Source organism: Natrinema sp. CGMCC1.2065 (assembly GCF_051225675.1).
Classification (GTDB): domain Archaea; phylum Halobacteriota; class Halobacteria; order Halobacteriales; family Natrialbaceae; genus Natrinema; species Natrinema thermotolerans.
Genome location: NZ_JBPJSJ010000021.1, coordinates 23,339 through 37,915, shown reverse-complemented (window position 1 = coordinate 37,915; position 14,577 = coordinate 23,339). Strand labels below are relative to the sequence as shown.

The 14,577-nt window shown below is 50.8% G+C and carries 10 protein-coding genes; 7 read left to right on the top strand and 3 right to left on the bottom strand.

Annotated elements, in window-relative coordinates:
• Positions 1-55: 55 nt before the first annotated feature.
• Complete coding sequence (locus tag ACSBP4_RS17125) at positions 56-3,400, bottom strand: hypothetical protein (RefSeq protein WP_435552939.1); 3,345 nt, start codon at positions 3,398-3,400, stop codon at positions 56-58.
• A gap of 485 nt (positions 3,401-3,885) precedes the next feature.
• Here ACSBP4_RS17125 and ACSBP4_RS17120 point away from each other — a divergent pair, with 485 nt between their 5' ends.
• The 5 genes from ACSBP4_RS17120 (at position 3,886) to ACSBP4_RS17100 (ending at position 11,701) form a co-directional block, all read left to right on the top strand.
• Complete coding sequence (locus tag ACSBP4_RS17120; RefSeq protein ID WP_435552938.1) at positions 3,886-6,387, top strand: DUF499 domain-containing protein; 2,502 nt, start codon at positions 3,886-3,888, stop codon at positions 6,385-6,387.
• The gene (locus ACSBP4_RS17115; protein WP_435552937.1) at positions 6,371-7,261 is read left to right on the top strand and encodes an alkaline phosphatase; all 891 of its coding nucleotides are present in this window, start codon (positions 6,371-6,373) and stop codon (positions 7,259-7,261) included. The genes ACSBP4_RS17120 and ACSBP4_RS17115 overlap by 17 nt, the downstream gene beginning before the upstream one ends.
• Positions 7,262-7,264: 3 nt before the next feature.
• Positions 7,265-9,931, top strand: a complete 2,667-nt coding sequence (locus tag ACSBP4_RS17110; protein ID WP_435552936.1) for a DUF1156 domain-containing protein — start codon at positions 7,265-7,267, stop codon at positions 9,929-9,931.
• A gap of 58 nt (positions 9,932-9,989) precedes the next feature.
• Positions 9,990-10,388 (top strand): hypothetical protein, encoded by a 399-nt coding sequence (locus tag ACSBP4_RS17105; RefSeq protein WP_435552935.1) that lies wholly within the window; start codon positions 9,990-9,992, stop codon positions 10,386-10,388.
• A 233-nt stretch (positions 10,389-10,621) separates the two neighbouring features.
• A complete protein-coding gene (locus ACSBP4_RS17100) occupies positions 10,622-11,701 on the top strand; it encodes a hypothetical protein (RefSeq protein WP_435552934.1) in 1,080 nt (359 codons plus the stop codon).
• Between the two features lie 59 nt (positions 11,702-11,760).
• On the opposite strand, the gene ACSBP4_RS17095 is transcribed toward ACSBP4_RS17100, so the two are convergent.
• On the bottom strand, positions 11,761-11,979 hold the full coding sequence (locus ACSBP4_RS17095) for a winged helix-turn-helix transcriptional regulator (RefSeq protein WP_435552933.1): 219 nt from the start codon (positions 11,977-11,979) through the stop codon (positions 11,761-11,763).
• A gap of 264 nt (positions 11,980-12,243) precedes the next feature.
• Between ACSBP4_RS17095 and ACSBP4_RS17090 the strand changes: the two genes are divergently transcribed.
• Positions 12,244-12,576, top strand: coding sequence for a hypothetical protein (locus ACSBP4_RS17090; protein WP_435552932.1), 333 nt, complete (start codon positions 12,244-12,246; stop codon positions 12,574-12,576).
• Positions 12,577-13,571: 995 nt separating this feature from the next.
• Here ACSBP4_RS17090 and ACSBP4_RS17085 read toward each other — a convergent pair.
• Positions 13,572-14,273 (bottom strand): hypothetical protein, encoded by a 702-nt coding sequence (locus tag ACSBP4_RS17085; RefSeq protein ID WP_435552931.1) that lies wholly within the window; start codon positions 14,271-14,273, stop codon positions 13,572-13,574.
• A 63-nt stretch (positions 14,274-14,336) separates the two neighbouring features.
• Here ACSBP4_RS17085 and ACSBP4_RS17080 point away from each other — a divergent pair, with 63 nt between their 5' ends.
• On the top strand, positions 14,337-14,483 hold the full coding sequence (locus tag ACSBP4_RS17080; RefSeq protein ID WP_175607270.1) for a DUF7557 family protein: 147 nt from the start codon (positions 14,337-14,339) through the stop codon (positions 14,481-14,483).
• The last annotated feature ends 94 nt before the right edge of the window (positions 14,484-14,577 follow it).

Here is a 14,577-nt window from a genome sequence, read left to right as displayed (position 1 = left end):
TTAGTTCGCGAACGCTCAGACACGTTTTAATGATGTTATTTCTATTTGTCCTGTATCAAAGTCGATCAAGAATCTTCCTATACGTCTCAGTCGTTATTACACCCTCATTATGCAGACGTTCAGCCTCTTGTCCCAGTTTGACCTGTAACTGCAGAACAGATATCTTGTCGGTGATTTCGGCCATCAAATCGACTGCTGTCAAGGCAGTCTCAGGGACATGGTTGAAGAGATCCAAGATAAGTTTTTGAAAAGCTTGCGAAAATCGATCTTTTTCCTCAAAACCACCTAGATCACCATGGGCATCAACAATTGACGACAACTCGTCGACGTACTCTTTGACTGGATCGAAACGCATCTCATTGCAATTTGTTTCAACGGCATAAGTCAGCCCTGTTGCAAGGTTAGAACGGATAACCGCATCAGGGTACTCTTCATGGAGATCTCTAAGTTCCGTCAATATAGAATCTAAGTCGTCCCATCGTTGCGATTTGCATAACTCACCAGCCGTATTGGCTAAACTTAATGATAGTGTCCTACGTATGCCTACTTCTGGATATTCCTGGTGAAGTTTTCGAAGCTTAGACAAAACTTCTCTGACATCCCCCCACTGTTTCATGTTCGCATAACCAACCGACATATTGTGTAATGCACTCGAAAGTTTCTCTCGAATGTGTGATTCTGGATATTCCTGATGAAGGTCCTCAAGTTCCGAGACTACCATCTCAACGTCATCCATCTGCTTTGCCACACTATAGTGGGCAGCTGCCTCCGAGAGCCCATCTGCGAGTTCCTCACGGATAGCTGCTTCTTGATGTATCTCGTGGAGGTTATTTAGTTCCGACAGTATCGTCTCCATATCACTGAACTTCTTCGCCTTCCCGTAATTTATAGCCGCATTGTAAAGCCCAATGGCAAGTTCCTCTCTAATAATCGCTTCTGAATGCTTGCTGTGGAGTTCCCGGAGATCGGAAAGTGCCTCTTCAGCGTCCTTGAAACGTCTTGCTTCGCCATAGTCAGTAACTGCATTTGCTAGACCCATCCCAAGCTGCTTAGATACGGGAATTTCCGGGTATTCCTCGTGCAGTTCCCTAAGTTCTGATAATGCAGCCTCTGCTTCCCTAAAATGTTCTAACCCACCATAACCTGCCGCTGTATTCATTAGGCCCATTGCGAGTGGCACATGGATATCCGATTCTGGATATCTCCCATATAAATCACGTAAATATGACAAGGTTGCCTCTAGTTTCGAGAAGTGCTTTAATTTTCCATAGATATTCGCAGAATTTGCTAGTCCAACTGCAATTTCTTCATGAGCCCCCGATTCAGGTAGTTGTCGAAGTTTTTCAACTATCTCTTCAACCCTATCAAGTTCATTGACAGCGCCGTACTGGCGTATTGCGTGAGAAAGCAGTTTCGCATACTTATCGCTTTCAATATCACCTCTATTGTACACTTTGTCTGCATAATGTAACCACTCTGCTGCTAGATTCGGCTCTTTCTCACTAGTTAAGTAACTGATGACAGAACCAGTGAAGCGAACCATCGGATCGGCCCAAGCATTTGGTTCGTTTGAAGAGTCAATACGATCGAGAATCTCATTTAACGGAACACGATTAGGGGCTACCTGCATAAGGTGATTTTCAGCTTCAAGTATGTGGTGAAGCGAGAGACCAACATTGAGTATTTCTTCAGCTAACCAGCCTACTAGTTCCTCTATCTCCTCGTCCATATTCGCGTATAGGCGAGAGAGTGGACTGCCTTTCAGATCAACAACGCCCCGGGCAACCCCTGGTGCTTTCTCAGATAGAGTACCTCTTTGGAGGTATGGATAGTGCTGATCATCCTTAATTATCTCGAAGCGAAGATAATCGGCGAGTACGTCATAACGATGAGAATATTCAAAACTACCGACTTCCGGCATCTCGCTTTTGTCAAAATAACCGTTCTTAGCAAGTGAATCAAGTTGACGCCTTCGGGCACTGGGGCTTGTAAAGCCAGGCGCTTGTTCTGTGATAAGTTCCTTGTCATCGGGTTCGATATAATGTTGCCAGAGGGCCAACGCTTCAAGCCAGCGCTCCACAGCTTGGGCAGAGTCAGTCTCAGCAACTTGGTTAAGATCGGCTTCTGAACTAGTCATCTCACCAACAACGTCTGCGAGAGCCTCTTTGATCGTGAGTCGATTTTTTCTCCCCTCAGCAGCGAGTCTTGCAATTAGAAGTGCAAAAAATGGATTTCCATCGGAGCGGTCGACAATGTGGTTTACGGTATCTTCGCTTAGATCATAGTATTCAATTAATTTAAGTATATCGGACTCATCTAGATTATCTAACTTGAGAGACCTTGTATCGGCGGTTCCGAGGCCAGTGACAGTGCCTTCCAATGTTTCATCATAGACCGATCTGGTGGCTGCGACAACTTGGACTGTGTGGTTACGTTTTGATTGTCTCCGCTCTTCTGGGACTGCTTTCCGAAGAAAATACTCCATATCCTCTCGGCCGGCATCGTCGACAAAGAGGACGGTATCACGATCGAGGGGAAGGGGCTTTTGCTCCAAAGAATTTGTCACATAATAAACGTCGAGGGTGTCATGGTTTTCAAGTTCTTCGCCTACAGCAGCGAGCAGTCGGCTTTTCCCTGCCCCTCCATCGCCAGATACAGCAATCAGATCAATTCCTTCATTAAGAAGGTGTAATATTTCCTCTTTTGCATCCTCTACTTTGATAGTATCTGTCTCGGGATCGATATCTATGGTCTCCAGTTCGGCAGTGACCGGGACATAATCAGGCTGGTGATCGAACAGCGTTGAAAGACGCTCGAACTCTGTACGGCTCTTATAAACATTTGTGTTGTGATTGTCAGCGGCAAGACTAGCAAGTCGTTCACGTAAATCGTCAAGAGACCCAAGGAGGGCCTCATCGGCGAGTTCGGTGCCTGCGATTTCCTCATGAAATCGGTCAACAGATTCATTGTAAGCCTTTATCACGACCTTCCGGACAGGTTGAGGCGGGATTGATTCGTCGTGGTTCCGCTCAGCGATTCGAATCCAGGTATCGACGATCTGATCAACTGCTTCTTCCTCCGTCTTGACGGCGAGCCAGTCATGGTCCCCAGCATCAATTTCTTCGACGCTGCTGCTGCCGGACTCGATCCCATGTAATTCGTTCACAAAAAGGTCCCATGGCTCTATCGCCTCAGACAACGGTTCCGCAAGATAATCCTCTACCTGTTCGTTGATCTGGTCCTGAAGAGACCGCTGGAACTCGGTCTCAACGGAGTCAAGATCCACGGAATAATCGGACTCACGATTTATATTTTCAACCTCGTTACGTAAACGATCGTAGGCCCGACCAGAGTTTGCCGCAAGCAGACTCACGACAAAACTGGCGAATATCGCACTCATTGGTCTCGTTTATCGCGTCAAAGACATAATCATGTTGCTATCTATGAAGTAGGACAAACTTGCCAGTTTATCAATTCCGTGAATGTTCGATATTCTGTAAGAGATACACCATAGACCTTGTTTAGAATTTAGAAACGAGTCTTACGGTTACGGAGGCCGTATCGAGTGCTCAGAGTGTGCGATCAGCGGCTAGGTCCGTTGGCAGCGTCAAGAAGAGTCGTCGATTCATCCTGACTGAGCTACACCTTCATGTCGTCACGCTTTTCATGCTGTCCGGCTTGCCTGCATACCGGACAAGAACTCCCAGTAATCTAGTTCTTGTGGTAGTGTTGACTGGTATAATCGGGCCAATTCTGGCCGACTTTCCCCGAATTCTCGGACACCATCTTTCCAGAGGTGTCCTGCAATCGGCCCACGAAAGCTGAGCGCAGTCTCCTTCACTTCTGGTGGAAAGTATGAAGTGTAACAGTTGCGGAGGGACTTACATGGCTATCTCCGAGTTCCTCACGCCCCGGGATGAAGTGAAGGAAGGGCAATTTCAGGGGGTTCTCCTGGCTCACAAGGTAGATGAGTCTAGCGATCGACTGGAAAACGACCCGCAGCAGTTACTCTCGATGACGTACCCCTCAAACGCTCTCAGGAGTGCGTTCGAACACGTCGGGAACAAACTTAGCGGGCGCGACAGCCAGGGTGCAATCACCCTGTCTGGTCCATACGGCGCTGGTAAGTCTCACGGACTGCTCGTACTCTATCATCTGTTTAACGACCCCGTCGTGGCCCAGGACTGGCTTGATGAGTGGGATATCCCAGTCAGTCTCCCTGATTCTGCGAAAGCTTCCATTCTCTCGACGAGTAAAACCGATGCGAACCTGATCTGGGAGCCGATCTTCGAAGACTTAGGTGGTCAGGATATCCTCGATGACATCGAACGCTATCCCACGACGGATCACATCGAAGAACTGGTCTCGAATGCGAATGCAGCAATTTTCTTCGACGAAATAGAGACCTGGTGGGAGTCGTTCGACAAACAAGACGACGAAGAGTTGCTGAACCGAAACGAATTCTTCCTCCAGAACCTTTTGGAGGTTGCGAACGACCCCGATGAGAATCTGTTTGTCTTTACTACGTTGCTCGACAAGAGTCAGGACTTAAAGCGGATTCTCAACCGTACCGATCCCTATGCGGTCGATCTGAACGCGACGGGCGATCGCGAACGCATCATCCTCCACCGTCTCTTTGAGACACGGCGGAACGAAATCGACGAGCGTGCGGTTCGAGATGTTATCCAAGAGTACATTGAGGGATATGGCTATCCCATCGAACTCGAAGAGGAGAAACGCTACGAGAACCGGATGGTAGAAACCTATCCGTTCCATCCGGAGCTGCTCGACTTGCTGGATAGCCTCTACGAGGGCGGCCGTGAGCGGCAAAACGTCCGTGGTGCGATGAACGTACTCGCGGAGACGGTTCGGGAGCGGTACGAAGAGACCAATCTCATCATTACGTCGGACATCGAAGCGGCCGCGTTCCGAGGAATCAACCAGACGCTGTTCAACCGCTATAACTCAGATCTGGAGGCGGTCGAGGATATCGACTTCGGTGACGAACTGCTAAAGACCATCCTCCTGTACACGCTCGACGAACGCTCGCAGATGGCATCTGTGACTGAGTGCCTGCTCGGAACATACAAGCCTGGAAAGACGTCGATCTCGAAGCTCGACATGTCTTTGAGCAGCCTCTATGGGACCGCTCACTACTTGGACAGAGATGAGCAGCAGGACCACTACTACATCACAGAGGATCCAAAGCTGACCGCGCTTGTCACACGCGAACAGGAGCGTGTTCTGAGTAGGAATCGTGAATCCATTGAGACGAAGCTCGGGGAAGTGGTCAAGGACGATGTCTGGAACGGTGATGTCTACATCTATCCCGATGACGACGTTCCGGACACGAATGAAATCTCCGTTGTGGTGACGCTCGACTACCTCTCAAACGGGGCACTCCAGGCGGAACTCGAGGAGTTCTTCGAGAACCGGACCTACGCGAACACCGCACTGTTCGTCACGCCGAACCAGAAGATTCGGGACGATAGTGAGATCATCAACAAGGCCGCTCGAGTACTCGGTGCGGAGAATCTCCGAGGGAAGGTCGAAGACGAGAACAGCGAACTCGGGAAAATTATCCGCGACGAGCGCCGCGAGCTGCGGAACGAACTTCAGGACCGGTACGGGAGTTGGGTGAAGTGGAGCGAGGATCCTGAAGGCGGACTCCGGATGCGAAAGAAGAGTATCACCGCCGATGTCCAGGACGTAAAGAGCAAGGTCGGGCGGGACAAGGCGTACGTCGGCGAGAAGATCGTCGAGGAAGTTCAAGAGACGGACGGCGGCATCGCAATCGAGTCGATGCTGAACGACTTCCACCAGTTCCGTCGAATGCCGGTACTGCTCGACCGGAGCGTATTCACCTCGGCCCTTGGTCAGCTCTACCGGGACGAGAAAATCGTCCTCGAGGGCGATCGTGGGAAGTTCTCCGCGAAGCAGAAGGGTGATCGACTCCCCGATCTCGACGATCAACTCACCATCCACCACCCGGATAACCTCGACGAGTCCGTCTATACGGAGCAAACGCCGGAGACCGAGAGTAGCAGTGGTGGGTCCACGACGACGATCAAGAGCCAGACCACGATTACGGGGAAGCCAGAAAATACGACGACCACGGTGGACGACGATGGTGACGACGAGACGGAGTCGACCGTCGCCACAGAGACGGAGACGAAGCGGGTCAACCTCGAAGGACCCAGCGCCAGAGTACTCCGGAGTCACGCCGAAGCGCGGGTCAACGGAGATACGGATACCGTGACGAGTATCGACCTGTCCTACGACGTGGACGGGCTCTCGAAGGAGGAACTGATCGAATTCGTCGAGAGCCTTCCCTCCGGGAACCACATCGACGCAACGGTGGTGATCGAGCGTGAAGTTCAGGACTGAGGCACTGACTGGGCTGGTCGAATCAAACGATCCTGTCGAGAGCGTCTGGGAGTCGATGTGGGGAATCTGGAGCCCTGCTGCAGAGTCCGTGAGTAGCCACTACGATCGGGAAATACAGATGAAGACCTACGAGCGACTGCTCGTCGATGTCTATCAGGAGTTCTACGGGGACGTACTCGCAGACCGGTGCGTCAACGAGGCGTCGATGGCGGTTCCTGAGGACGGGGCCTTCGTAGTGATGGACGCGATGAGCGTCCGCGAGGGAAGCCTGCTTGTTGACTTCCTCCGGGATGAGGGGTACGAACCGACCGTCGGCTACTCGTTCTCAACAGTGCCCTCAGAGACGACGCCATACCGAGACCGCGTCGGTTATTCGGATCTGAAGCGGGAATACAAGCAGCGGGACGTGAAAGACGACGACCCGTCGCTAGACGGTGATGAGGACATCGTGTGGTGCCGGTTCCCCGACGCGCTTCTGGAGAACATCCAGGAGGGAAAGACGAAGCTCTCGACCATCGAGGAGATGTACGAGAAGACCGAACGGACCTTCGGTCGTATCGTCAATCAGCTCGATGCTGAGCGTATCGTCGTTGGATCTGACCACGGGTACGTTCGACTCGACTCGGGGAATACCTTCCCGGTTGGTGAGCGGAACAAGAACCGACTCCAAGAGACGTTCAGTGGCCGCTTCGAGAGCGTCGCCGATGTGAACGCAGATGATCTCGTCGACGAAGGTCTCGTGGTCGAAGCCGACGGGTATTACACGCCTATCGGAAGGTACACGTGGCCGGCGAGAGGCAAGTACTCCACGTTCACTCACGGCGGTCTCAGTCTCACGGAATGCATCACACCGCGAATTCAATTCGAACTCTAATCCATGAACGAAGACGACACCAACAGACGGCCTATCGAGATTACATTCCCGATCGAGCAAGTCAACGAGATTGCGGACAAGGAGGCTCACGCGAAACGGTACTACCGGCCAGTCTATACCATGCACAAGTGGTGGGCTCGGCGTCTCGGGTCGGTATTTCGGAGTATGATTTTGTATGCACTCGCAGACAAGGAGATGACTGTTGACGGTGAAAGACAGTCAACGTTAGGTCATGATGACGACCTCCCGGAGATTAATTGGGAGAACCCAACCGCACTATGGGAGTACTATCTAGAGGATGTCGACTTCGACGATAAAACTATTCTTGATCCGTTCATGGGAGGGGGAACGAGCATTGTGGAATCGATTCGGATGGGATGTAACGCTATTGGTAGTGAACTGAATCCGGTCGCTTGGTTTGTCGTAAAAAAAGAGGTTGAGTCAGTCAATCTTGATGAGCTTGACGCTGCGTTCAATGAGATTCAGGAAACTGTCGGGCAGGAGATTCAGGACTACTACCGTACTGAATGCCCACACTGTGATAAGGATAACCACTATGCGGACGTAATGCATACCTTCTGGGTCAATCAGCTACCATGCCGGAATTGTGGTGAGGATGTTTCTCTTTTCAAAGACTACCGTCTAGCAAACTCCCGTTCCTCGAACGACAGTTACTATAATGTTATTTGCCCAGATTGTTGGAATATTTTCTCAACGGAGGATTCGCGTTCTTCTTCTGAATGCCCCGAATGCGACAACGAGTTCGTGCCGTACGATGCGGGCCACGCTTCACGAGGTACTTACACTTGTCCACACTGTGACGAACACCCCGAGATGGACATTATCGAGAGTGTAGAGAGGTTCGGTATGGCTGAGAGGGAACCTTATGCTATCGAATACTACTGTCCAGAAGCAGATGAACGTGGATACAAAGAGCCAGAGGAATTCGATCATCGGCTAATCCAGCAAGCTCAAAGCAAACTTGAGCAAAAACGGGATATTCTGCCAATTCCGACGCAAGAACGCTACCGTGGTAGCTCTGATCGCGCACGTAATCATGGATACGAATATTACCATCAGATGTTCAACGACCGTCAGCTCCTATGTCTATCTAAATTGCTAGACGAAATAGATGGTGTCGAAAATCAGAACATCAAGGAATACCTATTGTTGGCCTTCTCGAGCGCAACAGAATTTAATAATATGTTCTGTGACTACAATAAGAGTCGACATACGCTTGAAGGGCTATACAAACGACATACTATCCTAGCCAGGCATACAGCCGCTGAAAACAACGTCTGGGGGGCAAAGTATGGACGTGGTAGTTTCACAGGCGAATTCGATAAGATGCGTGCTGGCAAAGAGTTCTGCCAGAACCCGTATGAGAAGTATGTCGAAGATGGGGAGACGAAACAGCGGGACGGTGTTGGGAAAATCGAGGGTCACCTCGTAGATGACCCGTCCGAGTTGGGGGCAGAAGGGAATGTGTACCTCCGCTGTGGAACCTCCGAGTACCTCCCGGTAGAGGATGACAGTGTGGACGCGGTCATCACGGACCCCCCGTACTTCGACAACGTGATGTACTCCGAAACAGCGGACTTCTACTACGTCTGGCTCAAGCAGATTCTCGAAGACGAGTACGAACACTTCACGGCTGAACTCACGCCGAAGGCCAGCGAAGTAGTGAGTGACCCCGCCGGTGAGGATAGCGTCGACACGTACCGGGACGAGGATCACTTCGTCACGGGGCTGACGAACGTTTTCGACCAGGCGAACCAGAAGCTGAAGGACGACGGTATCATGGCCTTCACCTTCCATCATAAGGAGACCGAGGGTTGGAGTACGGTCCTCAAATCCGTTCTGGAAGCTGGGTTCTACGTCACGGCTCTCTACCCGATTCGCGGAGAAATGCGTGGTAGTACCCACATCCATGAGAAGGCGAACATCGAGTACGACATGATCGTCGTCTGCCGGAACCGGGAAGTAGATCCTGAACCAGTGAGTTGGCGTTCCCTCGAGGACGACATCTACTTCCGGGCCAACGAGGAAATCAACCGACTTGAGGAGAGCGGTTCCCGGCTTACTCAGGGCGATATCTTCGCAGTCACGATGGGCAAGTGCCTCGAGGTGTTCTCAAAGCACTATCCGAACGTCACCCACGAGGGCGACCCGATGTCTGTCGACGACGCGCTGGAGACCATCCGCGATATCGTCGACGATCAGCTGATGGCTGAACGCGTCCAAATAATGAGTAACGAGATGGATGCACTCAGTGCCGTCTACCTTACCTATGTTCTCGGTCGCGGGAGTTCAATCTCCTACAATGCGCTGAACAAGGACCTTCGACAGCGCGGCGTCGACGTCTCCGAACTCGTCAACGAGGGACTACTCGAACAGGATGGCGACTCTCTCCGAGTGCTGTCACCGACGCAGCGAGCCGATCGTATCGAGAGGAAGAAAGACCCGCTTGCGATCGACAAGGCGCACTACCTCTACTACCTTCTCGAAACGGACAAACTCTCGCGAGAGTTCGGAAAGTGGACCGACGACGAGGCGATAGCTGCCCTTAGCCGACTGAGCGAGATCCACAACGACGACGATTACGCACAGATCGCGGAGTACGTCGAAGAGAACTCCGATACCCAAGCCGAGATGGACCGGTTCTTCTGACCGGCCAGTTGTAGTACTGAGGTTTAAGACAGATAACGAATCATCTAGTACCAGTTCAATGAACTTCGATATCGGATATCACGTCGTCGCTCGCGACGCACTCAGTCATGAGGACATGTTCGATAACGAGATGAGCGTTGTCGAGTTCCTCCGTCGGATCGACCAGAGGGGAAACCTTCCCTATAACGTCACCGTTCACGGCCTCGATGCCTACCTACAGGGTGCTGAAAGTCCCGAAGAACTCTGTTCGTTCATTAACCGTCTCTTCTCCGAACGAGTCAACTTCCTGCTGAAGAAAAACCCTATCGTTCAGTTTGTTGTCGACGATGTCGAATTCTGGGACGAACCTGTCATTCCGAACGATGACGAGGATATCAACCTCAATATGGTCTTTCAGGGATCCCTCGAACCGGAGGGCCCGAGCTGGCACTATAGTCGACTCAATATTACGTCTTGATCGCCAGAAAACCCGTTTCGTTGATTAGTTTTCTTTCGTGGCCTACGTTCACGCTCATGTCCTCGATTCTCAGTTTTATCCCTACAGAACATGATCTTCCGGGCTATCAGTCGCCATTAGCTCCTGATACTGGGTGAAATTGTCCTCGAAGACAGGCTTCGCGGACACTATAGAAAGGAGCAGAGATTCTATCGAGAGAACAATTATATGATATGAGAACCCGATATCAGTTGATGCAGGCTATCTTCGATTGGCTTCTTCACTGGAGCGAAGTAATAGGGGCTCTTGGTTCTGTTCTACTCAGTTCAGTATTGGTTTATTTCTACCGTGAAATGAGGAACGTTCAAAGAACACAAGCTGAGATTCAGGAAAAACAAACGGAACTCATCAAATCACAGACGGAGATTAGTCGCGCGAACCACGAACCCCTATTATCGGTCCAAAACATTTCGTTTAGCAAGGGCGATCGGGTTAAGTTTGAAATAGAAAATGAAGGGAATGGTATTGCAAGGAATCTTACGTTGTCGTGTACTATTGAGACAGAGAATGAATATTATGATATTCAGCCGACTGGAACACCCTTAACTGAGAGTGAGGATTCCTCACCAGCCCAAGGTTCTAATCTGGCTGCTAGTGATAGTGGGCAATTCAAATCTTCAGTCATCATTGGAATGAATAGCAGTTATTTTTCAGACACATTATCTCGATTCACAACTGCAACAGCGAAACTTAACTATACAGGTACTCAGAGTGCAACAGTCCGCCTTTTTATTCAGTATGAGAATATTTTAGGAGAAACACGGGAGGAACCCATAGAACCAGCACAAATCTGGATAGCTAATAAGATGTCCATAGAAGAGGCCTTCTCTCAATCCATGGATCCGATCGCTCAGGATCTCCCATTTACAGGGTCGTGTCCAATTGACACCCAACATATCGGAACTAATCATAACCTAGGAGATAGTGCTGGATTCAATATCAACTTCAAGTCGATGGACATGATCATAGACCAAGCTCTTATTTTGGACATTATAACTTCGGAGAAAGCAGCATGTGAAATCAAACGCAGCCAAGGAACTATAGGGTCCATGGACTCTGTTACTACCGTCAAAGAGGACAGCAATCAGACGGTCGAATTCAACGGCAACGAACAGGATCGTCTTAAGCATGGTGAGCTTCTCCATGTCTTTGCTTCTACAAATAGAGAAAATTGGCAGGTCGACCTCATCGGTGCTGGCGACCGTCAACCACGAGATCAGCCCCACATCTCAGCTATAAAGAGAAGACAACTGATGCATGACTACGGCTCTTAGAAGCACTCTTCCGACCGAACAACTGGTATGAGATTAGTATAAAGTAACAAAATAGAGGATCACTCTTCTGTTGGCACGTTCTCTTCGATGAGTTCGTATACGCCCCCTCCAATATTCTCCACAATATCATGTTCTCGAAGCCTCTTCAAGCGACTAGAGACATATTCTCTTGAGTAATCCAATTCGTCAGCCAAGTTACTCGGTATGTTTCGACCCTCTCTAAGGGCGGCAATAATGGCTTTATCAGCTCCGTTGAGATCCGATCTATCCAACGCCATGCACTATTGTTCGATTCTAGAATAATAGTTACTGTGATCTACTCTCCACAGACTACAGAAAGTAGCTTACAGATAGTAAGATATTTGGGCTGTATGACTGAATGCTAGTATAGCACGGAAACGGCCTCATAGGGGGGTCGGGGCGTTGCAGCGCCCTCGACCGTGCTGGATAAGCCAGCATGATATGCTACGAGAACGACGCGGATAAATCCGACGTACAGTATCAGAACCCATCAACGATTGGAAGAATGAGGTTGCAAATCGATGAGTGAATTGGACTGGGAAGGTACTGGTCGAATATTGCTCCAGAAGGAACTCGAGCGGATAAGCGAAGAAGTCGCCCGAGACGCCTTTTCGACATCGGCACGCCGCCTCGATCGCGGCGAAGAGCTACGAGCAGAGGACATCTACAGAATGCGCGCAGCGATCGACGAATTGCAAGAGATCACTGAACTGGCTGCTGAGGCGACACAAGGAGTTACACCACTCCCTGGTGTCTGGGATGTTCTCGATGAGGAGGCCCGATCACGATACATCCAGCGCGTTCGTGAGCAACGCTCGAAGACGAAATACGAGTATCAAGAGCAAACCGAGTAACAGCAAAAAGCTCCACTACCAGCACTCGATCTCGCTGGTCGATTCGCTTTCGATCTGCGCGCGGTAAACGACCCAGTGAGATAGCCCCCTTCTTGTCCTTTTATTCCTGATTGATGTTACCTCGAGCCCCCTTGCCGTCCCTTGCTTTCGCTGGGTATCGCTGGTCTCTCATAGCTCGAGTGGAGAAATATCCCCTCAACCACCTGCTACCCACCCCTGAACCCCCTCGTTTTTGCTGGTCGTCTCTGTCTTGAATCCCCTTGCCGTCCCTTCCTTTTCCCTGGTCGTTTTGCCTCGATCAGAGCGACCGCCCCTCGAGCAGCCGCTACCACCCCCTTGTTTGCCTGGTCGTTGCTGCTCTTTCGCTGCTCGAGCCGAACAAGGTGTCCCCGATCGACTCCTACCACCCCCTTCAGGGCCCCTTCTGACTGCTCGAGACTGGGTCGTATCGCCCTGCCGTCCCTGCCTTTTCCCTGGTCGTTTTGCCTCGATCGAAGCGACCGTCCCTCGAGCAGCCGCTACCACCCCCTTCAGGCCCCCCTTCTGACTGCTCGAGAGTTGCTCGTGTCCCCCTGCCGTCTCCGCCTTTTTGCTGGTCGTCACTGGTCGTCTCTCCCTGAACCGTTCCGACCAATCGCTCGACCAGCCATGACCACCCCCTCAAGGGCCCCCTTTCTGGCTGCTCGAGACTGGGTCGTATCCCCCTGCCATCCCTGCCTTTTCGCTGGTCGTTTTGCCTCGATCCAGATGACTTCCCCTTGAGCAGCCACAAGCACCCCTCTGATTACCTGCTTGTGTTGCTCTTTCGCTGCTCGATCGACGACGATCCGCAGTTAGCATTTCCTCCCTTTAATCTCCCCTCTGCCTCCTACTCAGAAGTGTCTTCTACCCCCTTACTCTCCGCCTTTTGCTGGTCGTTTTAGCTCGAGTAAGACGACCAACTCAAGATCAGGAAGCTTCCCACCTCTAATGGATCGCTTTGCTATTAGTTCCGTCTATTCCGGAAATTCTTCATGATCCCACTTCACTTCTTTAAGACCAAGGAGTTTCTCGTCATGCTCTTCATCTAAAATTCGTGTATCAATATCTCGTTGTGAGAGATCACCCGGTTCGATACGCCCTTTGAGAAACAGCTCCCCGATCTCCTCACGAGTTATCCGTTCACCGTACTCGAGTTTCTCCTCAATTGTTTCAACATCAGGAATATTTTGGTATTCGACTTCAACAGAGGCGTCTACTGAGACCGGATATTTTCCGCCAGGAGCGTGGTCGGTCCACCGGCTTTCGGCGTTTAGGATCGCTCGTTCGACTAATCGCTCGAAGTCGACACGGGGAGCCATTAAACACGCTTTATAGATGACTTCGAGAGTGGCTTGGAGATCGTTCTGTTGGTGACCGTGGCCGAGTTCTGCTAATATTTCCCTGACGGACCCAGTAGGGATTTCATCGATATCAGCAGCAGCAAATCCTAAATCATCGAAAATAAGTCCGAACTCTTTGTCATCTAAGCTGGTTATCCACCGGAAATCATCGAAGCCCGCTTTGATCTTTTCTCGAATACGCCATCGCTTCTGATTTTCGTCACCGCTCCACTCGACATCGTACCCTGATATTTGACTAAGGAGATACCGTCGATCACTATCAGTGAGTATCCCGTTTGGCCCCTCGCGGGATACATCGATGTCTGGCTCAGTCATCTACAGATAGCTTAATCAGAAACTTCATAAAGCTAATGAAGGGGCCCTCTGAACTAGAGGCCGATGGCCTCGACCGGGAACTATGCAGACATCAAGGTTGATCCTGAAACCCGTGACCGCGTAAGAGCCCTCAAACGCGGCGGGGAATCCTATGACGAGCTGCTAAACAAGATGGCTGATCAATACGATCCCGAAGAGGCCGACAGGTAGTTACGAACGAGATCAGTGACACTAACGAGTGTAGGACACGGCGGCAGAACACCGGAGTGCTGGCACACTTTGGGGCTCTCCCCATTCAATCTGG